This is a genomic window from Pseudomonas sp. UM16 (genome assembly GCF_050312595.1).
Classification (GTDB): Bacteria; Pseudomonadota; Gammaproteobacteria; order Pseudomonadales; family Pseudomonadaceae; genus Aquipseudomonas.
This window is the reverse complement of sequence record NZ_JBNPJT010000024.1, coordinates 1-19456: the sequence shown is the minus strand read 5'-3', so window position 1 is coordinate 19456 and position 19456 is coordinate 1. Positions and strand designations below refer to the sequence as shown.

The window sequence follows — 19456 nt, the reverse complement described above, 5'->3', positions numbered from 1 at the left end:
ATAGCGACAAGCCCGGTGCTGCACCGGTGACCTAAAAAAACTCGTGTCTGGCAGAACAGGACCCCCGACAAAAGCCGATGAAGACTCCAAAACGCATTGAACCACTGGTTGAAGATGGACTGGTCGACGAAGTACTGCGACCGCTGATGAGTGGCAAGGAGGCCGCCGTGTACGTGGTGCGCTGCGGTCAGCAATTGCGCTGTGCCAAGGTCTACAAGGAAGCCAATAAACGCAGTTTCCGCCAGGCTGCCGAGTACCAGGAAGGGCGCAAAGTGCGCAACAGCCGCCAGGCCCGAGCCATGGCCAAAGGCTCCAAGTACGGACGCAAGGAAGCCGAGGACGCCTGGCAGAACGCCGAGGTGGCTGCCCTGTTCCGCCTGGCCAACGCCGGTGTGCGGGTGCCGCGGCCCTATGACTTTCTCGACGGCGTGCTGCTGATGGAACTGGTGGCTGACGAGTATGGCGATGCCGCGCCGCGCCTCAACGACGTGCACCTGGAGCCGGATCAGGCCCGTGAGTACCACACGTTCGTGATTCGCCAGATCGTGCTGATGTTATGCACGGGGCTGGTGCATGGCGACTTGTCGGAATTCAACGTGCTGCTTGGACCTGACGGTCCGGTGATTATTGATTTGCCCCAGGCGGTGGATGCGGCGGGTAACAACCACGCCTTCAGCATGCTCGAACGTGATGTTGGCAACATGGCCGCTTACTTCGGACGCTTTGCTCCAGAGCTACGCGAGACGCGCTACGCCAAGGAAATGTGGGCCCTTTACCAGGCCGGCGAGTTGTTGCCAGACAGCGAGCTTAGCGGTCTGTTCGAGGAGGAGCAGCATAGCGCCGATGTGGATGGGGTCATGCGCGAAATCGATGCGGCGCGCATTGATGATGCCCGTCGACGTGCCGCCAAAGAGGACGCCGAGCGGGGCGGGCGCAAAGAAGAAGAGCCCACGCCGCCATGGTTGCAATAAGACGCCGTCAGTGACAGCAACTGGCGCCGGCTGCCAGGTCCTTGAGGATCGGGCAGTCGGGGCGATCATCGCCCTGGCAATGGGCGACCAGCTCACTCAAGGTGTCGCGCAGGCTGACCAATTCCGCGATGCGCCGGTTAAGGTCATCGATATGCTCGCTGGCCAGCGCCTTGACGTCGGCGCTGGCGCGCTGCCGGTCCTGCCAGAGGGTCAGCAGCCGAGCGACTTCTTCCAGCGAGAAGCCCAAGTCCCGTGAGCGCTTGATAAAAGCCAGTTGGTGTAAATCGTCCTGTTGGTACAGGCGATAGCCGCTATCGCTGCGCAGGGCTGGCTTAAGCAAGCCGATGGACTCGTAATAGCGGATCATCTTGGCGCTCAGCCCGGAGCGGCGAGCGGCTTGGCCGATGTTCATAAGGCGTCGTCCTGTGGTGGGTTCAGGCTTCCAGGTTTCCCGCCAGCATCAACCTTGACACACGGGTAAGGTCAATAGCCCAAGCCAGCTCTTATCAATGTGAGGCCATTCTGATCGACTGCAACCCGGTATTTATTGATCTGACCGGCCTGCAGCTTCAAGCGGGTACTGCGTTGGTTCTCAATCCCAGGTTGGCAACCTGGCGCTTGGCCTGGCAGATAACGCAGGCGAATATCGATTTCGCCGGCTGGCAGGTTGAAAGAATTAGATTGCTCCTGAAACACCCGGCCGGCCAATTGGTCGTTGATGTACACGCCGATCTCGCATGAGGTCGCCACTTCCAGGCGTTCACGCGAAATGATCAGAATGCTGTAGTCGCTCGGCCCCGCGGCATTGGCCTGGGGAAGCATGGCGAAAATACTCAGCAGGCCGAAAAGGCCGAAAGCTGCCCTGCGCATGAAATCAATCTCCTGCATCGTCAAAATCATCAGCTTCGCAGCTTGGCCGACCCGGGCGATGATTTCCAGCCCGGCAGCGTCAACAGGAACTTGACCTTACCCTGATGGCAAGCTTGAAGCTGAGTCAAAATCTACACGAGGTAATCCCCATGCAAGTATTCAATGTTGAAGGTATGACCTGTGGCCATTGCGTCAAGGCCGTGACCCGCGCGGTTCAGGCTCAGGATGTGCAAGCCGTCGTCGAAGTCGATCTGGGCCAGAAGCAAGTGAAAGTGCAAAGTACGCTGCAGGCTCCAGAGATTCTGCAGCTGATCCGCGAAGAGGGTTACCAGGCCGAAGCGGTCTGAGGTCAATGGCTGGCGCTGTGGATAAGACTTTCACGGCGCGGCGCCAACTCTTCGCAGCGCAACCTCGGCAGGACAGTTAGACTAGCAGACTTGCTTAGCCTGCTATGGATCTTCCATGAACCTGCGAACCATCCTGATTCTGGGCGCCCTCAGTGCGTTTGGCCCCTTGGCGATCGATTTCTACCTGCCAGGCTTTCCAGCGATGGCGCTGGCCTTCGGTACCGACGAAAACCATATTCAGACCACCTTGGCGGTCTACTTCCTTGGCTTGTCCACAGGGCAACTGGCTTACGGGCCGGTGGCCGATCGCTTTGGCCGCAGGATTCCGCTGCTGGTCGGGGTCTGCCTGTTTACTCTGGCGTCCATCGCCTGCGCCTTTGCCCCTAATCTCGAAGCGCTGATTGTGGCGCGATTTGTCCAAGCCCTTGGTGGTTGTGCCGGTATGGTGCTATCGCGGGCTATTGTCAGCGACAAATGCGATGCAGTGGCCTCGGCCAAAGTGTTTTCCCAGTTGATGCTGGTGATGGGCCTGGCGCCCATTCTGGCGCCGATGCTCGGCGGGGTATTGGTCAATGTCTATGGCTGGCAGTCGATCTTCATCGCTCTGACCTTGTTCAGTGCCCTGTGTACGGTGGCCGTCGCCCTAGGATTGCCGGAAAGCCTGCCTGCCAATCAGCCGCGTCAGCCTCTTTCGGGGGCCCTTCGACAGTACGGGCGCCTTCTCAAGGATCGGGTGTTTATCGGTCATGCTTTGACTGGTGGTATCGCTATGGCTGGGATGTTTGCCTATGTCGCCGGTTCGCCGTTTGTCTTCATCAAACTGTATGGGGTGCCGCCCGAGCACTATGGCTGGTTATTCGGCAGTAACGCGGCCGGGTTCATTCTGGTGGCGCAGATTAACGCGCGGATGCTGGCCAAGCGCGGGCCAGCGTTTTTGCTGGCGCGGTTCGTGTGGGTGTATCTGGCAGCAGGGTTGACCTTGCTGGCGATCAGCGCCCTGCATCCGGCCAAGCTCTGGCCGCTGCTGATTCCACTGTTCATTTGTATCGCCAGCTTGGGCTGCATCATTCCCAATGCCTCGGCCTGCGCTATGAATGGTCAAGGCGCACGGGCCGGTAGTGCCTCGGCACTGCTTGGTTGCCTGCAGTTCAGTGTGGCTGCCGGGGCCGCGGCCTTGGTTGGTGTGCTGCACGATGGCAGCGCCATGCCGATGGCATTAGTCATCAGCCTGTGTGGGATGGCGGCGACAGCGATGGCGATGGTCACCCGTCGCTTGCAGCTCAGCCGACCCGTTTGAGTGGGTGCGGCGCCTGTAAGCGGGTTTGCAAGGTGTTAACAAAGGCGCGGGCTTCGGCCTCGCTGCGAAAGCTGACTACATGCTGGTCGAGTCGAACCTGCCACGGACAGTCGGGTTTTTGAGCTGATGCACTGACTTGAATGAACATCGTTGCATACCTGCGATTAGCGTTGGCTGAAGAATTGTAGCGCTGCCTGCCCGCAGGGAAATGACCTGGATCAGTTGTCGGACTGACGGTCATGCCCACCCCTTTTTCAGGAGTGGGCCACTTGCCTTAGAACCCTTCGAGGACGATTTTGCCTTTGGCTGCGCCGCTTTCCAGTAGGGCGTGAGCGCGCCGCAGATTAGCCGCGTTGATGGTGCCAAAATGCTCGCCCAAGGTGGTCTTGAGGGTGCCGGCGTCGATCAGTTCGGCGACCCGGTTGAGCAGTTTATGCTGCTCAATCATGTCGGCAGTTTCGAACAGTGAACGGGTGTACATGAACTCCCAGTGCAAGGACAGACTCTTGCGCTTGAGCAGGCCGACATCCAGTTGCTTGGGGTCATCAATCAGCGCCAGCTTGCCTTGTGGTGCCAGTGCTTCGACCAGCTGTGGCAGGTGCTGATCGGTCTGCGTCAGGCTGGCGACATGGGTGACGTAATCGAAGCCTTGCGCCTTGAGTGCTGCAGCCAGCGGCTGGCTATGATCGATCACCTGGTCAGCGCCCAATTGGCGCACCCATTCCTGCGTTTGTGGACGCGAAGCCGTGCCGATCACCGTGAGACCGGTCAGTTGGCTGGCCAATTGAGTCAGAATCGAGCCGACACCACCGGCGGCGCCGACGATCAACAGGCGTTGACCCAAGTCGTCCTGACCTTGTGGCACTTGGAGGCGCTCGAACAGCAATTCCCAGGCGGTTATTGCCGTTAGCGGCAAGGCGGCAGCTTGCGCGAAACTTAAGGTCTTGGGCATATGGCCAACGATACGCTCGTCGACCACATGCAACTCACTGTTAGCACCGGCACGAGCGATAGAGCCTGCGTAATAGACCTTGTCGCCAGGCTGAAACAGGCTCACTTGATTGCCCACGGCCTTGACCACACCCGCCACATCCCAACCCAACACCTTGGCGGTGTCGGCTTCAGGTTGCACGTTCTGGCGCACCTTGGTATCGACCGGGTTGACCGAAATGGCCCGCACCTCAATCAGTAGATCCCGCGGCCCAGGTTCCGGTGCGGGTAACTCGACGTCTTGCAGGGCTGCCGGATCGGTGATGGCCAAGGAGTGGTAGTAGGCGATGGCTTTCATAATGGGCGTCCGTCACAAGAGGAAATCGATGGGGGCCATGATTGGTGCTTTCACTTCATGTTAAAAGCCGCTAAAACGACAGATACTTTCAATTATTTATTGATAATAAAGAGGTCTACTTGTGCGAGTCGATGACCTGCAACTATTTGTTCGCAGCGCCGAGCTGGGTAGTCTCTCCGCTGCTGCGCGACTGCTCGATTTATCACCTGCCGTGGCCAGTTCGGCACTCAAACGTCTGGAGCAGCAATTGGGTACGCGTTTGCTGGCGCGTTCGACCCGCAATCTGCGTCTGACCGCCGACGGCGAGGGCTTCCTGGTGCATGCCCGCAGCGCGTTGGCGAGCCTGGATGAAGGGCGCCGGCAACTGGCGCTTGGGCAGGATGAGGTCAGTGGTGTGTTGCAGCTATCGGCGCCATCGGACTTTGGTCGCAATGTTCTGCTGCCTTGGTTGGATGAGCTGCAGTGCGAACACCCTAAACTCTCCGTGCGTCTGTTGTTGGGCGACCGTAACGCCGATCTGTTTCGCCAGGCGGCGGACATCGCCCTGCGTTACGGCACACCGGAAGACTCGAGTCTGGTTGCGCTTGGCTTGTGTGCGGATAATCGACGGGTGCTGTGCGCTTCTCCGGTGTATCTGAACCGTCATGGAGAGCCCAAGGAAATGGCCGATCTGACTCAGCATAATTGCTTGCTCTATCAGTTGGGCAATCGCGTTCACGATCATTGGCGCTTTGGCCGTGGGGCGGGCGAGGTGGGCGTGACCGTCAGTGGTGACCGTTTTAGCGACGATGCCGATGTGGTCCGTCGCTGGGCGCTGGCAGGGTATGGCATTGCCTACAAGTCGTGGCTGGATGTAGCGTTCGATGTGCAGGCAGGGCGCCTGAGGGTTGTGCTGGGACAGCTTGAAGGAGAGCTCGCACCCTTGAACCTAATGTGCACGCATCGGGCGCAACTGGGGAAGCCAGTGCAACTGTTACGTAATCTGCTCAGGGAGCGTTGTCAGACCCTATTTGAACAATTGAAAGCAATAAGCCACTAGCCTGGTTTTTTGTATTACAGAAGCTTCCGAAATATGTGTGGCTTCTACACATGAAGGATGTAGGTTTAATGTCTGCTTTTTTTATGGCCAGCAATTTTTGTGTTTGAGCGAACAGGTATGGGCTGCGGTTCTACAGCAATCATTTCGAAAAGTTGATTGTGCCTTCTAGGCGCGAGATATGGTCAAGGTTGGCTAGGGCAGAGTGTTTTGCACCGTGATCTAACTGCTGACGAGGAAACGGTGCCGTCGGGGCGGCTTATAATGGTTCCAGCAGTCGCTTCCAGCGAGAGAACTTCCATGCCAATGACCCGCAAGAATTGCTCTCGCTTTATCTTTCGTGGGTTATAGCACTGGCTGATTGCCGGTGAGTGATTACAACAACTTCCAGTCTATCTGGTATCGGAGACCTCGCAGTAAGTGCTGCTGACATGGTTATTCAAACGATTTCAGATGTAATCTCGCAGGGAGTTGAGATATGAAACCTGTTACAAGTATTAGCCAAATTGCCAGCCTACTTGCCGACCCTAAACGCAGCGCAATGCTTTGGGCGTTGATCGATGGCGTGGCGCGGCCCTCGGATGAGTTGGCCGACATGGCGGGCCTGACGCCTTCTTCGGCCTGTGCGCATTTGGCCAGGCTATCGGCCAGCGGTTTGCTCAAGCTAGAACCACGAGGGAGAAAGCGCTACTTCAGGCTAGCTGGGCCCGAGGTAGGTGCCGCTGTAGAGGCATTGGCCAGTGTTCAGGTCACGTCTCGGGAAATAAACCCAGCCAGAGAGGACGTTGGTATTCCACTGTCCATGCGCCGGGCCCGGTTATGCGGTGATCATCTCGGTGGAGAGCTCGCGGCGGATTTGTATCAGCGCCTGTTCGATGCCGGTTGGCTGGAGGGCATGGAGCAACAGATCGAGGTGACCCAGGAAGGCCGCACGCAGTTTGCCCGCTATGGCATCTTCATTGAGTCCCTGGCTCGCTATCAACGCAGAAATATCAGCAGCTGTCGGTGCTGCAGCGAGTGGACTGACCATCGTCCGCACCTGGGTGGCGCATTGGGCAGCAGTTTACTCAAGCTGTTCCTGCAATCTGGCTGGATTCGCGAGAGTGAACCCTCACGCAGGTTGCAGATCAATACCGCAGGTTTGCGTCAGATCAACGGGATTGCCCAGCCGCTGACGTTGCAGTCGGTGGGTTAGCAAGTAGATACAACGACGCCCCAGCAGAGGCGTCGTTGTACTGATTTTCACAGATCGATGATATTTACGGCTTGATCAATCGCGCATCCAGGCTATTTTGCGCCAAGCGTCGAGCCTGGTCCTGGGTCATGCCCAGATGGGTATGCAGGGCGTGGAAGTTCTCGGTGACATAGCCACCGAAGTACGCTGGGTCATCCGAATTGACTGTGACCTTCACACCACGCTCGAGCATGTCGAGGATGTTGTGCTGGCTCATATGATCAAACACGCACAGCTTGGTGTTGGACAGCGGGCACACAGTCAGCGGGATCTGTTCATCGATGATGCGTTGTATCAGCCGCTCGTCTTCAATAGCGCGCACGCCATGATCAATACGCTGGATCTTGAGCAGGTCGATGGCTTCCCAGATGTACTCGGGAGGGCCTTCTTCACCGGCGTGGGCAACGGTTAGAAAACCTTCGCCGCGGGCACGGTCGAAGACGCGCTGGAACTTGCTTGGCGGGTGGCCCATTTCTGAACTGTCGAGGCCAACGGCGATAAAGGCGTCACGAAATGGCAGGGCCTGGTCGAGGGTCTTGTGCGCCTCGTCTTCACTCAGGTGGCGCAGGAAGCTGAGAATCAGGCCGCTGCTGATGCCCAATTGCTGTTGACCATCCTTGAGCGCAGCGCTGATGCCATTGAGCACCACCTCGAAGGGAATGCCACGATCAGTGTGGGTTTGCGGGTCGAAGAATGGTTCAGTGTGGATAACGTTCTGCGCTTTGCAGCGCAACAGGTAGGCCCAGGTCAGGTCGTAGAAGTCCTGCTCGGTGCGCAGTACATCGGCGCCCTGGTAGTACAGGTCTAGAAACTCCTGCAGGTTGTTGAACGCATAGGCTGAACGCAGGGCTTCGACGTCGTTCCAAGGTAGGGCAATCTTGTTGCGTGCGGCCAGGGCGAACAGCAGCTCGGGCTCCAGCGATCCTTCCAGGTGCAGGTGCAATTCTGCCTTGGGCAGCGCGTTAAGCCAGTCGTACATAAAGTCTGTTTCTCATCAGGTGCGGTTGCCAGCATTCTACAGCGGTTGTTTGGCCCTGGCCGAGAAAGCTGACCGGGTGGCGACTGCGGGAACTCTTCCACACATTGACGACGGCTGAAGTTGCGATTAACGCATTGCCCAGGCCGACAGCGTATGTGCGTCAGTGATTTTGCCACCGCGGATCAAGGCTTTCATTTCGTCCTCGGTGTACGTTTTGATGCCTTTGGCTTCTCCATCGGTGTCCGTTGTAACCTGTACGGCATCAACCGCCAGATACACTTCAACCGAGCTTCGGATCAGCGAGGTGTTGGTGTGCACCTTGCCGAGGTGCGTCCAGGATGCTGATGCATACCCTGTTTCCTCCAACAGCTCACGCTTCGCCGTTTCTTCCAGCGTCTCATCAGGTTTGCGGCCACCGCGTGGGAGCTCCAAAGAGTCCTGGTCGATGGCGCCACGGTAGTGCTCAACCATCAGGTATCGTCCTTGGGGATCCCTGGCCAGGATCACGGCAGCATTGACCTCGTGCTCTTCCGCGACAATGAAATACTTCCCCCGCTTGATCACATCGAAGAATGGGGTTTGAAGCAGGGTCTGAATCTCTTGAGTGGGTGCGTTCATGGTTTATGCCTTAGCCATCTGACAGTGCACGATCAAACTCGAAAATGACTTCTGGTTTGAGTTTGAGGTATAGGTTTTGTGGGCGGCCCATCGCGAGCTGGACAGTTTCGTTGGTCAGCGCGATGAGCTCTGCCTCGATCATTTTCTTGACCCGCTGAATGATGCTGGTCTTACCCTTGGCTGGGTTAACGCCCCTGACTACCGAGAAAAGGGTGATCACATCAGTCATGGTGAACTTCATGGGCAGCATGGAAAAACCGATGCTGGTGTAGCGAAACTTGCCAGCGAGTCGCGCCCGGATTTTGTCAACGAGTTCGTTGTGATCGAATGCCAGCAAGAACCTCTTCTCGCTGACAGCGATCAGGTCGACCCATTGCTTCTCGCCTTCAACTGCAACGCCGTCATCAACCATGGCCATGTAGACCGTCGTCGTCGCCCAGCCCCGGGGGTCTCGAACGGCGTTGCCGACTGTTACAACCTGTTCGCAATGGCTGACGCTGAAGCCGACCTTTGGTGATAGAAGTAGGCGATCGATCGCCGCTTCCAGGCTTTGATCCTCGGTGTCCCCGTTGATGACCAGGCCAGGTAATGCCCATTGACCGAAATAGGGCTCTTCCGGGTTTTGCCGTTTGAGCAGCAGAATTTCCGCACGGCCAAGCTCGCGATTGAATCGAAGGATTCCGACATCGACCGATTGGATTGCGCTTCTTCGTTCTTCGCTCACTACGCAGTCCTCAAGTGTTGATCTGAAGAAATCCGCCCAGTATCAGCGAAAACCAGATAATCCGTCACGTTCAGGCCAGGTGCTATCCAGCTTGAAGGGATGTCCGTGCCGACCTTCAGGCTGTCGCGGATCATACTGCTGTGGACGTGAATCGTCTCTGGCACGGTGATGATTGAGAACTCGTCGAGGATTTCCTGGTAACCATAGAAGGTGTGGAGCACCTTTTGGTTGTCCTCGCCCACCACCAGGGCTACGTCCTTTTTGTTCAAGCTGAAACGTTCGGCAATTGACCGAAGCAGGTCAATGCTGAAAATCGGGGCCTTGTGTCTGAACAACTCACGTTCGCAGGCGTCGACCAGCAGTCGAGGCTCGTTGAAACTCCCAACGATCTGTTCCAGCCACTGAATACGCAGGTTGAAATCCACCATCTGCTTACCAAACGGGTGCGCAAACGACGGCACAACTCGTACGTGTTCTGCCTGGCTCAACAGTGACGCCATCACTTGGACGTGTCCTGCGTGTGGAGGGTTGAATGCTCCTCCATACACCGCCAATTTCGTTTTGTTCATATTGCCCTCCTTTCGCAACATAGTGCGCGTCACGTATTTTGTCGTCAAGAGGAAAGTGGCAACTCTGAAGCCTGGGAAAATTAGGTGGTAGCGGAATCATCTCTGCATATGGTCTTTGTTGAATGCTTGAGCTGATATCGTGGTGATGATAATTGAAAGTTTTTTGGTCTGTCTGTTGACTAATATAATGCGTGACGCGCATTATGTTTTCAAGACGACAGCGGAGGCGCTGAGATGAACATGCTCAAATCCCATATTGCTAGCTTCGACGTAGATGCGCAGTGCGGCTTCACCCCGCTGTGCCCAGATGAGCTGCCGGTTCCTGGAGGGAATGAAATCGTACCCGCCCTGAACTTCATGGCCTCGCTCGCAGGTTTGAGGGTGGGTAGCAAGGATGCCCACAGCCCGAATGCAAAATGGGTTGTTGGCTCTCACGCCGAAATGGGCGTTCCAACGGGGCTTGCGCATGCAGACCTGACCTGGGTATCGCACTGCGTTGTTGGCACCCCGGGTTTTGAGCTTCTTCCTGGCCTGCCTAAGGTCAGTGAGTACGGCTACATGGTCTACAAAGGCCTTGAAGTCGATCTTCACCCGTACGGTGCCTTGTTTCACGATGACGTCCTGAGCACCGGCGTTATCGAGGTTCTGCGGGCAAAAGGTATCAAGACCGTTCTTGTCGGCGGCTTGGCCCTCGACTACTGCGTGAAATCGACGGTGCTGCAATTGCTCGCCGCCGAGTTCGAGGTTGCCGTTTATCTGCCTGCCTGCCGGGCAATCAGCCAGGACACCGCCGACCTGGCACTGCAAGATATGAAAACTGCTGGCGCGGTGTTGGCGAACAGCAGCGATGAATTGGCCCGTTTCGTGAGTGAGGGGAAATAACATGGAAAGTGTTTATAGCTACAACCGCCCTTTAATTCAGAGCTTGCTGGACACCGATTACTACAAGCTGACCATGATGCAGGCCGTGCTTCACCAGCTGCCAAATGTCGACGATGTCGAGTACAAGCTGATAGTGCGCTCCAAGGAAGACCTGACGTACCTGATCCCCGAGGTGCGTAATGAGCTGGAAAACCTGGCTAACCTGCAGGTGCGTGAAGACGAATCACGGTTTATTTTCGACGCCCGCTTCCGCGAATACCTGACCACAGATTTCCAGCGTTTTCTGGGGCTGTTCCGATTCAACCTGCGCTACGTTCACGTGTCGAATGAGCAGGGTCAGTTGGCTATCCGTGTTCGTGGCCCAATGCTGCATTGCATGCTGTTCGAAATCCCGGTTCTGGCCACTGTCAGTGAGCTGCGAAATCGCCACAAGTATCCTGATGTCCAGTTATCCCAGGTACGTGACCGCCTGTATCAGAAGTTCGAATGGCTGGAGAAGAACGCCTCCAGGGAGGAGCTGGCTGACTTTCGCGTATCGGACTTTTCGACACGCCGCCGCCTGTCCCACCTCGCCCAGCGTGAAGTCGTTGATGTCATGCGCCGCGACTTCCCGGGTGTGTTTGTCGGCACCAGCAACCCGTCACTGGCTTACGAATTCAACCTGCCTTTGATCGGCACCATGGCGCATGAGTGGCTGATGGTTCACCAGCAAAGTGATTGCCGTTTGAGTCATAGCCAAAAAGCTGCACTGGAAAATTGGGTAAAGGAATATCGCGGACGCCTGGGTATTGCGCTGACCGACGTCTTCTCCACTGAATATTTTCTGAGCAAGGATTTCGACCTTTACCACGCCAAGCTGTACGACGGCTTGCGCCACGACTCGGGCAGCCCGTTTACCTGGGCTGACATGTGTATCAAGCGTTACGAAGCGTTGCGGGTCGACCCCAAGGGCAAGGAACTCATGTTCTCCGACAGCCTCAACTTCGAGAAGGCCCTTGCTATCCACCGCCACGTTAATGGGCGGGCCAGAGTTGGCTTCGGTATTGGTACCAACCTTGCCTGTGACGTCGAAGGCGTTGAGCCGTTGAGCATCGTGATGAAGCTGGTACGCGTTCACGGGGAGCCGGTTGTAAAGTTCTCTGACGACCCGGTCAAGAATGTCTGTGAGGACCCAAGTTTCCTGCAGTACGCCGCCAGTGTGTTTGGTATCAAGAAAATCAACGACAAGGTAGGTATGTGATGAGCGCCAATCAGAATTCCGATATCGTCGTTTCCGCGGCCATTCGCATCGCTCACAATCTGAAAGTTAGTCCGTGGGCTGATGACGCCCAAGGCGCGGCTCAAGAAATCATCACACGGATAAACTTCCTCAAAGAGCGGCTTCGGGCCACTAACACCAAAGGTCTGGTGTTGGGTATCAGTGGAGGGGTCGATTCCACCGTAGCGGGTAAACTCTGCCAGATGGCGGTTGAGCAGCTGCGTGCCGAAGGCTACGCAGCGAAGTACTACGCAGTACGCTTGCCCTTTTATGTGCAACGCGATGAAGAAGACGCTCAGAAAGCGTTGCGCTTCATTCGCCCCGATGAAACCTTGACCGTCGATATCGGTCAGTCTGTTGACGCCATGATGGGCGCCTTAAGTGGCCAGCACACTGGCGATGAGCACAAGATCGACTTCGTCAAAGGGAACGTAAAAGCACGTGCCCGGATGATCGCCCAGTATGCCATTGCAGGCGATAAAGGCTGTCTAGTGGTGGGAACCGACCATGCGGCCGAGGCCGTAATGGGCTTTTTCACCAAATTTGGTGACGGCGCATGCGACCTGACGCCATTGGCCGGTCTGGTCAAAGGCCAGGTTCGCCAGATCGCGCTGGAGCTGGGGGCGCCAACAGAACTGGTGCACAAAACACCGACTGCCGACCTCGAAGACCTTGCCCCAGGCAAACCGGATGAATTGGCATACGGCTGTACCTACGATGATATCGACAACTTCCTGCTCGGCAGACCTGTTTGCGGTGACATTGCCAAGGTGATCATTGGTGCCTACGAGAGGACAGCCCACAAGCGCGCGCAGCCATACGCCCCATAACTCAACCGTGATCGCCTCGGCGCCATAGCGCAGGTGCCGCAATTACAGGGCCTGACGCGCTTAAGGTGTGCGGGTATCCAGGCGTGTATTCAGCGCTTGGGTCAGGGTCACCAGATCAGGCTTTCACCTTTGTAGTTGATGAAATGCAGGCCGCCTTTGCCGGTACTGGCCTTTATTTGTTCAAGCATGCCCTGCGTACTCGTGAGCACATCGATCTCGGCATTTTCGCCGCCCATGTCGGTTTTCACCCAGCCCGGGTGCATGGCCAGAACGGTCTGTGCCGGCTGATGCAGGGTGACAAAACTGTTGATCATAGAGTTCAGCGCAGCCTTGCTGGCCTTGTACAGGCAAATCTCGCTGCCGTCGGGAATGGCAATGCTGCCAAGGATCGAGCTCATGAAGGCCAGGACGCCATCGGCCTTCAATTGCGAGGCAAAGCGCTGGGCGACGCGAATTGGCGACACGGCATTGGTCATGAACAGGTTGCCGACATCTGCCAGTTGTGCGCGCTCGGGATTCTGGTCTCCTGGCCCCATGACACCTGCGTTGACGAATAACAGGTCAAACGTCTGGCCTTGCAGGCGTTGCTGGAGGTTATCAAGTTGGCTGCCACTGTTCATTTCCAAGGTCTCTACCTGCACACCCGGCAGGGCTGCCAGGTCGCTGGCCTTGGCCGCGTCCCGGACGGTGGCGATAACCTTCCAGTTGTCTTCCAGCAGGCGTTGTACCAGCCCCAGTCCGAGGCCGCGTGAGGCACCGATGATCAGGGCGGTTTTGTTCGAGGGCATGGAGAAACTCCTTTCAGTGGATGGACTGTTGATCAAAGAATAACCAGTCTAGCCAAGCGTCGGCCGGACAGGGCATTGGTGCATGGGTACACGGCTTATCCACAGTTTGCTCCACAGTATCTGTGAGCAATTGCTCAAGGTGGATATAAGTGCGTTCAGGCTTCCTTCGAAGGGCAATAAATGGGGATAACTGACTGATTTTTGGACAGTTGAAGCGCTGTCATCAAATCTTGATCAAAATATGATCGTTAGTCTGTAGGCCTTGTAAATCAAGGGGCGTAGGGGAATGCCCAGAGCTTATCCACAGCCAGGCCCACAGTGAATGTGGGCAATTGTTCAGCGTCGTTCGAGCAAGATCCGGCCGCGGCTCAGGTCGGCCAGTTGGCGTTGCAGTGGTTCAATGTGTTCTTCGCTCAAGGCCAACAGCAGGTCGACGCCATTGGCGGTGAAGTGCTCTTCCAAGACCAGGCCGTCAGCTTCGGCCACGCGTAGTTTGAGCAGGGCAAGCTCATTGAACCCGCAACTGCACTGGACTTCGCTGCGACTGACCAGCAGTCGTTTTTCCGCTTGCTGCAAACATTTATTGGCGCCGCCGCCATAAGCGCGAGCAAGGCCGCCGGTGCCCAGTTGGATACCGCCGTACCAGCGGATCACCAAGACCACTACCTGATCACAGTCCTGGGCTTCGATCGCCGCCAGGATCGGGCGTCCGGCGGTACCGCCGGGCTCGCCGTCGTCACTGCTGCGATACTGCGCGCCCAGCTTCCAGGCCCAGCAATTGTGGGTGGCAGCGAGGTCGCTGTGCTGTTCAATGAAGCTCATGGCCTCGGCGGCGCTGTTGATCGGTGCTGCCAGGGTAATGAAGCGACTCTTGCGAATTTCTTCGCGAAACTCGCAGGTGTCGAGCAGGGTAAAAGGCATAAACGCAGATTCAGTCGGGAAGTTTCAGGCCACAACCTATGAGAATGATGTGGATAAGATTGTTGCTGGCATCTTGCATGTCTTGCTTGGTCAGACGGCTACGGCCGGTGACCTGGCAGATCTGTGTGGCGAAATCGGCGTAATGCTGCGTGCTGCCCCACAGCAGAAAAATCAGGTGTACAGGGTCGACCGGGTCCATTTTTTCGGCGTCGATCCAGGCCTGGAACACGGCGGCACGGCCCTTGAACCAGTCGCGGTAATCCTGGCTGAAATAGTCGCTCAGGCACTGGCCGCCGCTGATGATTTCCATGGCGAAGATTCGCGAGGCCTGAGGGTTGCGACGGGAAAATTCCATCTTGGTGCGGATGTAGGTGCTCAGCGCCTCGGCGGGATCATCGTCGACACTCAAGGCATTGAAGGTGCTGTCCCACAACTCAATGATGTTGCTTAGCACCGCCACATACAGGCTGAGTTTGTTGGTGAAGTAATAGTGCAAGTTCGCCTTGGGCAGCCCGGCCTTGAGGGCGATGGTGTTCATGCTGGTGCCCTTGAAGCCGTGGCGGGCGAACTCGTCCTCGGCAGCCTGGATGATGGCTTGCTCGTTCTTCTGACGAATGCGGCCGGCGGGCTTGCCCGGGGCGGGGACACGATGCGCAGGGACTTCGAAGGACATGGACGGTTCCAGGCAGGGCAATGGGTATCACTTCCGATCGGCTAACCTACCAGCATTAGCGCTCAGCGAGTAGCCGCCAAGCTTTCCAGAAAGCTTTCCAGGACCAGATGCGGGCGCCGCCCTTTACGCGTTACCCAGCACAAGCTCAGGTCATAAAAGCGTTGCGTCGGTTTGAGCGCGCGCAAGCGTCCTTGTTGCACCCAAAAGCTGGCGTAGTGATCCGGCAGGTAACCGATATAGCGCCCAGTGAGGATCAAAAAGGCCATACCTTCCCGGTCCGAAGCACTGGCGGTGCAATTGAGGGCCTGGTAGTGCGCCTGGATATCGGCCGGCAGGCGAAAGGTCGGTGCAATAGCATCCTGGCTGTTGAGACGTTCGTCGTCCAATTGGCGGTCATCGGCATAGAACAGCGGATGACCAACTGCGCAATAGAGTAACGAGCGTTCGCTGTACAGTGGCTGATACTCCAAGCCCGAGAGCGGGCTGGTTTGAGGCACCACACCGACATGCAGGCTGCCGTCGAGTACTCCTTGTTCAACCTGGCTGGGGGCGATCATGCGGATCTGGATGCGTACATCCGGGCCACGGTCCTTGAGCTGGGCCAAGGCGTGAGTGATGCGCATGTGTGGCAAGGTCACCAGGTTGTCGGTCAGGCCGATGTTCAGCTCGCCACGCAAGTGCTGGTGCAGGCCGTTGACCTCGGTGCGAAAACTTTCCAGGGCGCTAAGCAGTTGCAAGGCCGACTGATACACCTCGCGACCTTCTTCGGTCAGTGAGAAACCGGCGCGCCCACGCTGGCACAAGCGTAGCCCCAGGCGTTGCTCCAAGTCGCTCATCTGCTGGCTGATCGCCGAGCGGCCGATCCCCAGCACGTTCTCTGCGGCTGAAAAACCACCGCACTCGACAACACTGCGGTAAATCTTCAGCAGACGAATGTCAAAGTCGCTGACTTGAGCTAGGGGGTCGGGGCGGCGGCTCATAGTTTAGTCACCATCTATCTGAAGATTAGAAAAGTTGGGTTTTCTAGACTTTATCGCCATGCCAATTTAGTCGCAACAACACTTGTCGCTGCCCATTGCCCTCGCGAGGACTTGCCCGATGAATCTGCCTGAAAACGCTCCTGTCGGTTTGGCCAGCCAGCTCAAGCTGGACGCCCACTGGATGCCCTACACTGCCAACCGCAATTTTCAGCGCGACCCACGGCTGATCGTTGCCGCCGAAGGCAGCTACCTGACTGACGACAAAGGACGCAAGATCTATGACGCACTGTCGGGGCTGTGGACCTGCGGTGCCGGTCACACCCGCAAACAGATCCAGGAAGCGGTGTCGCGTCAGTTGGGTGTGCTCGATTACTCGCCAGCCTTCCAGTTTGGTCACCCGCTGTCGTTTCAACTGGCCGAGAAGATCACCGACCTGACCCCGGGCAACCTCAATCACGTTTTCTACACCAACTCCGGTTCCGAGTGTGCCGACACCGCGGTGAAGATGGTGCGTGCTTACTGGCGCCTCAAAGGCCAGGCCACCAAGACCAAGTTGATCGGCCGTGCCCGTGGTTATCACGGCGTGAACATCGCTGGTACCAGCCTGGGTGGCGTTAACGGTAACCGTAAACTGTTCGGCCAGCTGCTCGATGTCGACCATATTCCACACACCCTGTTGGCCAGCAATGCCTTCACCAAGGGCATGCCGGAAGAGGGCGGTATCGCTCTGGCCGATGAAATGCTCAAGCTGATCGAGCTGCACGACGCGTCGAACATCGCCGCCCTGATCGTCGAGCCGCTGGCCGGTTCCGCTGGTGTCCTGCCGCCGCCTAAGGGTTATCTGAAGCGTCTGCGTGAGATCTGCGATCAGCACAACATCCTGTTGATCTTCGACGAAGTCATCACCGGTTTCGGTCGCATGGGTTCGATGTTCGGTGCTGACGCCTTTGGTGTCACCCCAGACCTGATGTGCATTGCCAAGCAAGTTACCAACGGCGCGATTCCGATGGGCGCGGTGATTGCCAGCAGCGAGATCTATCAAACCTTCATGAACCAGCCGACGCCGGAATACGCGGTGGAGTTCCCCCACGGCTATACCTACTCGGCACACCCGGTCGCTTGTGCTGCTGGTCTCGCGGCACTGGACCTGTTGGAGAAAGAAAATCTGGTGCAATCCGCCGCCGACCTGGCGCCGCATTTCGAGAAAGTGCTGCATGGAGTGAAGGGTGCGAAGAACATTGTCGACATCCGTAACTACGGCCTGGCTGGCGCTATCCAGATTGCTGCGCGTGACGGTGATGCCATCGTGCGCCCGTACGAGATCGCCATGAAGTTGTGGCAGGCAGGCTTCTATGTGCGCTTTGGTGGCGACACCCTGCAGTTCGGCCCGACCTTCAACAGCCAGCCGCAGGAACTGGATCGTCTGTTCGACGCGGTTGGCGAAGCGATCAATCAGGTCAGCTGATCGTCACACCTATATATAAGAAGAGGACGCGAGCGCGCTCGCGTCCAGGTACACCCTCTTTCTGGAGTTTTGCATGAGCACTGTTCAACATCTGATCAATGGCGAGTTGGTTGCTGCTGACGAGCGCACCGCTGAGGTCTTCAACCCGTCTACCGGGCAGGCTATCCACAAGGTCGCGCTGGCCAGCAAGCAAACCGTGCAGCAGGCCATCGATTCGGCCAAGGCCGCGTTCCCGGCTTGGCGCAATACGCCACCTGCCAAACGCGCCCAGGTGATGTTTCGTTTTAAGCAACTGCTGGAGCAAAACGAAGCACGTATTTCCCAGTTGATCAGCGAAGAGCATGGCAAGACCGTTGAGGACGCCGCCGGTGAGCTCAAGCGTGGTATCGAGAATGTTGAGTTCGCCTGTGCAGCGCCAGAAGTACTGAAGGGCGAGTACAGCCGTAACGTCGGCCCGAACATTGATGCCTGGTCCGACTTCCAGCCGCTGGGCGTGGTTGCTGGCATTACCCCGTTCAACTTCCCGGCCATGGTGCCACTGTGGATGTACCCACTGGCCATCGCCTGTGGTAACTGCTTCATCCTCAAGCCGTCGGAGCGTGATCCAAGCTCGACGCTGCTGATTGCTCAGCTGCTGCATGAGGCCGGCTTGCCCAAGGGTGTGCTGAACGTAGTGCACGGTGACAAGGAAGCAGTAGATGCGCTGATCGAAGCGCCAGAAGTCAAGGCGCTGAGCTTTGTAGGCTCGACACCGATTGCCGAGTACATCTATGCCGAAGGCACCAAGCGCGGTAAGCGCGTCCAGGCACTGGGCGGGGCGAAGAACCATGCTGTGCTGATGCCAGACGCTGACCTCGACAATGCTGTCAGCGCATTGATGGGCGCGGCGTATGGTTCGTGCGGTGAGCGCTGCATGGCCATTTCCGTTGCGGTGTGCGTGGGTGACCAGGTTGCCGACGCAATGATTGCCAAGATCGAACCTCAGATCAAAGCGCTGAAAATCGGGGCCGGCACCTCCTGCGGCCTGGACATGGGGCCGCTGGTTACTGCAGCTGCGCGTGACAAGGTCGTGGGCTATATCGATGATGGCGTTGCTGCCGGTGCAAAACTGGTGGTGGACGGTCGTGGCTACCGTGTTGCCGGTAACGAGGATGGCTACTTTGTCGGCGGTACGCTGTTCGACCGCGTGACCCCGGAAATGCGCATCTATAAAGAAGAGATCTTCGGTCCGGTGCTGTGCGTTGTTCGGGTCAACAGCCTGGAAGAGGCCATGCAACTGATCAACGAGCATGAATACGGCAACGGCACCTGCATCTTCACCCGTGACGGTGAAGCGGCACGTCTGTTCTGTGACGAGATTGAAGTGGGCATGGTTGGTGTGAACGTGCCGCTGCCAGTACCGGTGGCTTACCACAGCTTCGGTGGCTGGAAGCGTTCGCTGTTCGGTGACCTGCATGCGTACGGCCCGGATGGCGTGCGTTTCTATACTCGCCGCAAAGCGATCACTCAGCGTTGGCCGCAACGTGCGAGCCATGAGGCGTCGCAGTTCGCGTTCCCTAGCCTTTAAGGCAAGCGCAAAAGGGGGAGGCCGATAGGCCTCCCCCTTTGTTTTTGGCGTTTTTGACCTTTACGACAGATTTATTGCAATAAGTCCTTGACGCCCCTGTGGATCTGTCTATAATTCGCCCCACTTCCGGCGCAGTCGGAACGGAAAACTCCTTGAGAT

22 protein-coding genes are annotated in these 19456 nt (G+C 57.2%); 10 read left to right on the top strand and 12 right to left on the bottom strand.

Annotated features, from left to right (window positions below; genetic code table 11):
* Nucleotides 1–77 precede the first annotated feature (77 nt).
* On the top strand, nucleotides 78–971 hold the full coding sequence (locus ACQRAX_RS22935; protein WP_412041397.1) for a PA4780 family RIO1-like protein kinase: 894 nt from the start codon (nucleotides 78–80) through the stop codon (nucleotides 969–971).
* A 7-nt stretch (nucleotides 972–978) separates the two neighbouring features.
* Here ACQRAX_RS22935 and cueR read toward each other — a convergent pair whose 3' ends face one another.
* Nucleotides 979–1383, bottom strand: a complete 405-nt coding sequence (gene cueR / locus ACQRAX_RS22930; RefSeq protein ID WP_412041396.1) for a Cu(I)-responsive transcriptional regulator — start codon at nucleotides 1381–1383, stop codon at nucleotides 979–981.
* Between the two features lie 71 nt (nucleotides 1384–1454).
* On the bottom strand, nucleotides 1455–1841 hold the full coding sequence (locus ACQRAX_RS22925; protein WP_412041395.1) for a hypothetical protein: 387 nt from the start codon (nucleotides 1839–1841) through the stop codon (nucleotides 1455–1457).
* 149 nt (nucleotides 1842–1990) lie between these two features.
* Between ACQRAX_RS22925 and ACQRAX_RS22920 the strand changes: the two genes are divergently transcribed.
* Together ACQRAX_RS22920 and ACQRAX_RS22915 are read left to right on the top strand one after the other, a co-directional pair.
* Entirely contained in the window at nucleotides 1991–2188 is a 198-nt protein-coding gene (locus ACQRAX_RS22920) for a heavy-metal-associated domain-containing protein (RefSeq protein WP_412041394.1), read from the top strand.
* 115 nt (nucleotides 2189–2303) lie between these two features.
* The gene (locus ACQRAX_RS22915; RefSeq protein ID WP_412041393.1) at nucleotides 2304–3485 is read left to right on the top strand and encodes a multidrug effflux MFS transporter; all 1182 of its coding nucleotides are present in this window, start codon (nucleotides 2304–2306) and stop codon (nucleotides 3483–3485) included.
* Here the strand turns inward: ACQRAX_RS22915 and ACQRAX_RS22910 are convergent.
* Together ACQRAX_RS22910 and ACQRAX_RS22905 are read right to left on the bottom strand one after the other, a co-directional pair.
* Complete coding sequence (locus tag ACQRAX_RS22910) at nucleotides 3469–3726, bottom strand: hypothetical protein (protein ID WP_412041432.1); 258 nt, start codon at nucleotides 3724–3726, stop codon at nucleotides 3469–3471. The two genes, ACQRAX_RS22915 and ACQRAX_RS22910, sit on opposite strands and share 17 nt — an antisense overlap.
* 33 nt (nucleotides 3727–3759) lie before the next feature.
* Nucleotides 3760–4773, bottom strand: a complete 1014-nt coding sequence (locus tag ACQRAX_RS22905) for a zinc-binding alcohol dehydrogenase family protein (RefSeq protein ID WP_412041392.1) — start codon at nucleotides 4771–4773, stop codon at nucleotides 3760–3762.
* Nucleotides 4774–4894: 121 nt separating this feature from the next.
* Between ACQRAX_RS22905 and ACQRAX_RS22900 the strand changes: the two genes are divergently transcribed.
* Both ACQRAX_RS22900 and ACQRAX_RS22895 read left to right on the top strand, forming a co-directional pair.
* Nucleotides 4895–5812 carry a LysR family transcriptional regulator gene (locus tag ACQRAX_RS22900; protein WP_412041391.1) on the top strand — a complete coding sequence of 306 codons (918 nt, stop codon included), beginning with the start codon at nucleotides 4895–4897 and terminating at the stop codon, nucleotides 5810–5812.
* A 475-nt stretch (nucleotides 5813–6287) separates the two neighbouring features.
* Complete coding sequence (locus ACQRAX_RS22895) at nucleotides 6288–7004, top strand: ArsR/SmtB family transcription factor (protein ID WP_412041390.1); 717 nt, start codon at nucleotides 6288–6290, stop codon at nucleotides 7002–7004.
* Between the two features lie 64 nt (nucleotides 7005–7068).
* Here the strand turns inward: ACQRAX_RS22895 and ACQRAX_RS22890 are convergent, their stop codons facing one another.
* The 4 genes from ACQRAX_RS22890 to ACQRAX_RS22875 form a co-directional block, all read right to left on the bottom strand.
* Complete coding sequence (locus ACQRAX_RS22890) at nucleotides 7069–8022, bottom strand: adenosine deaminase (protein ID WP_412041389.1); 954 nt, start codon at nucleotides 8020–8022, stop codon at nucleotides 7069–7071.
* 126 nt (nucleotides 8023–8148) lie between these two features.
* The gene (locus tag ACQRAX_RS22885; protein ID WP_412041388.1) at nucleotides 8149–8640 is read right to left on the bottom strand and encodes an NUDIX hydrolase; all 492 of its coding nucleotides are present in this window, start codon (nucleotides 8638–8640) and stop codon (nucleotides 8149–8151) included.
* Nucleotides 8641–8650: 10 nt separating this feature from the next.
* Nucleotides 8651–9364, bottom strand: a complete 714-nt coding sequence (locus tag ACQRAX_RS22880) for an NUDIX hydrolase (RefSeq protein ID WP_412041387.1) — start codon at nucleotides 9362–9364, stop codon at nucleotides 8651–8653.
* On the bottom strand, nucleotides 9364–9933 hold the full coding sequence (locus tag ACQRAX_RS22875) for an adenylyltransferase/cytidyltransferase family protein (RefSeq protein WP_412041386.1): 570 nt from the start codon (nucleotides 9931–9933) through the stop codon (nucleotides 9364–9366). Before ACQRAX_RS22875 ends, ACQRAX_RS22880 begins: the two co-directional genes overlap by 1 nt.
* Nucleotides 9934–10167: 234 nt before the next feature.
* Here ACQRAX_RS22875 and ACQRAX_RS22870 point away from each other — a divergent pair, with 234 nt between their 5' ends.
* Genes ACQRAX_RS22870 through nadE form a run of 3 tightly spaced genes read left to right on the top strand, consistent with a single transcriptional unit; the run spans nucleotide 10168 to nucleotide 12903 of the window.
* A complete protein-coding gene (locus tag ACQRAX_RS22870; RefSeq protein ID WP_412041385.1) occupies nucleotides 10168–10815 on the top strand; it encodes a nicotinamidase in 648 nt (215 codons plus the stop codon).
* A 1-nt stretch (nucleotide 10816) separates the two neighbouring features.
* Nucleotides 10817–12055: a nicotinate phosphoribosyltransferase gene (gene pncB / locus ACQRAX_RS22865; protein WP_412041384.1), complete on the top strand. Its 1239-nt coding sequence runs from the start codon at nucleotides 10817–10819 to the stop codon at nucleotides 12053–12055.
* Nucleotides 12055–12903, top strand: coding sequence for an ammonia-dependent NAD(+) synthetase (gene nadE, locus ACQRAX_RS22860; RefSeq protein WP_412041383.1), 849 nt, complete (start codon nucleotides 12055–12057; stop codon nucleotides 12901–12903). Before pncB ends, nadE begins: the two co-directional genes overlap by 1 nt.
* A 107-nt stretch (nucleotides 12904–13010) precedes the next feature.
* Here the strand turns inward: nadE and ACQRAX_RS22855 are convergent, their stop codons facing one another.
* From ACQRAX_RS22855 to ACQRAX_RS22840, 4 genes are all read right to left on the bottom strand, one after another.
* Nucleotides 13011–13691, bottom strand: a complete 681-nt coding sequence (locus tag ACQRAX_RS22855; protein ID WP_412041382.1) for an SDR family oxidoreductase — start codon at nucleotides 13689–13691, stop codon at nucleotides 13011–13013.
* Between the two features lie 336 nt (nucleotides 13692–14027).
* Nucleotides 14028–14612 carry an IMPACT family protein gene (locus ACQRAX_RS22850; protein ID WP_412041381.1) on the bottom strand — a complete coding sequence of 195 codons (585 nt, stop codon included), beginning with the start codon at nucleotides 14610–14612 and terminating at the stop codon, nucleotides 14028–14030.
* Between the two features lie 10 nt (nucleotides 14613–14622).
* The gene (locus tag ACQRAX_RS22845) at nucleotides 14623–15285 is read right to left on the bottom strand and encodes a TetR family transcriptional regulator C-terminal domain-containing protein (protein ID WP_412041380.1); all 663 of its coding nucleotides are present in this window, start codon (nucleotides 15283–15285) and stop codon (nucleotides 14623–14625) included.
* A gap of 62 nt (nucleotides 15286–15347) precedes the next feature.
* A complete protein-coding gene (locus tag ACQRAX_RS22840; protein ID WP_412041379.1) occupies nucleotides 15348–16265 on the bottom strand; it encodes a LysR family transcriptional regulator in 918 nt (305 codons plus the stop codon).
* Between the two features lie 118 nt (nucleotides 16266–16383).
* Between ACQRAX_RS22840 and ACQRAX_RS22835 the strand changes: the two genes are divergently transcribed.
* Nucleotides 16384–17730, top strand: a complete 1347-nt coding sequence (locus ACQRAX_RS22835) for an aspartate aminotransferase family protein (protein WP_412041378.1) — start codon at nucleotides 16384–16386, stop codon at nucleotides 17728–17730.
* Nucleotides 17731–17803: 73 nt separating this feature from the next.
* A complete protein-coding gene (locus ACQRAX_RS22830; protein WP_412041377.1) occupies nucleotides 17804–19297 on the top strand; it encodes a CoA-acylating methylmalonate-semialdehyde dehydrogenase in 1494 nt (497 codons plus the stop codon).
* Nucleotides 19298–19456 lie beyond the last annotated feature (159 nt).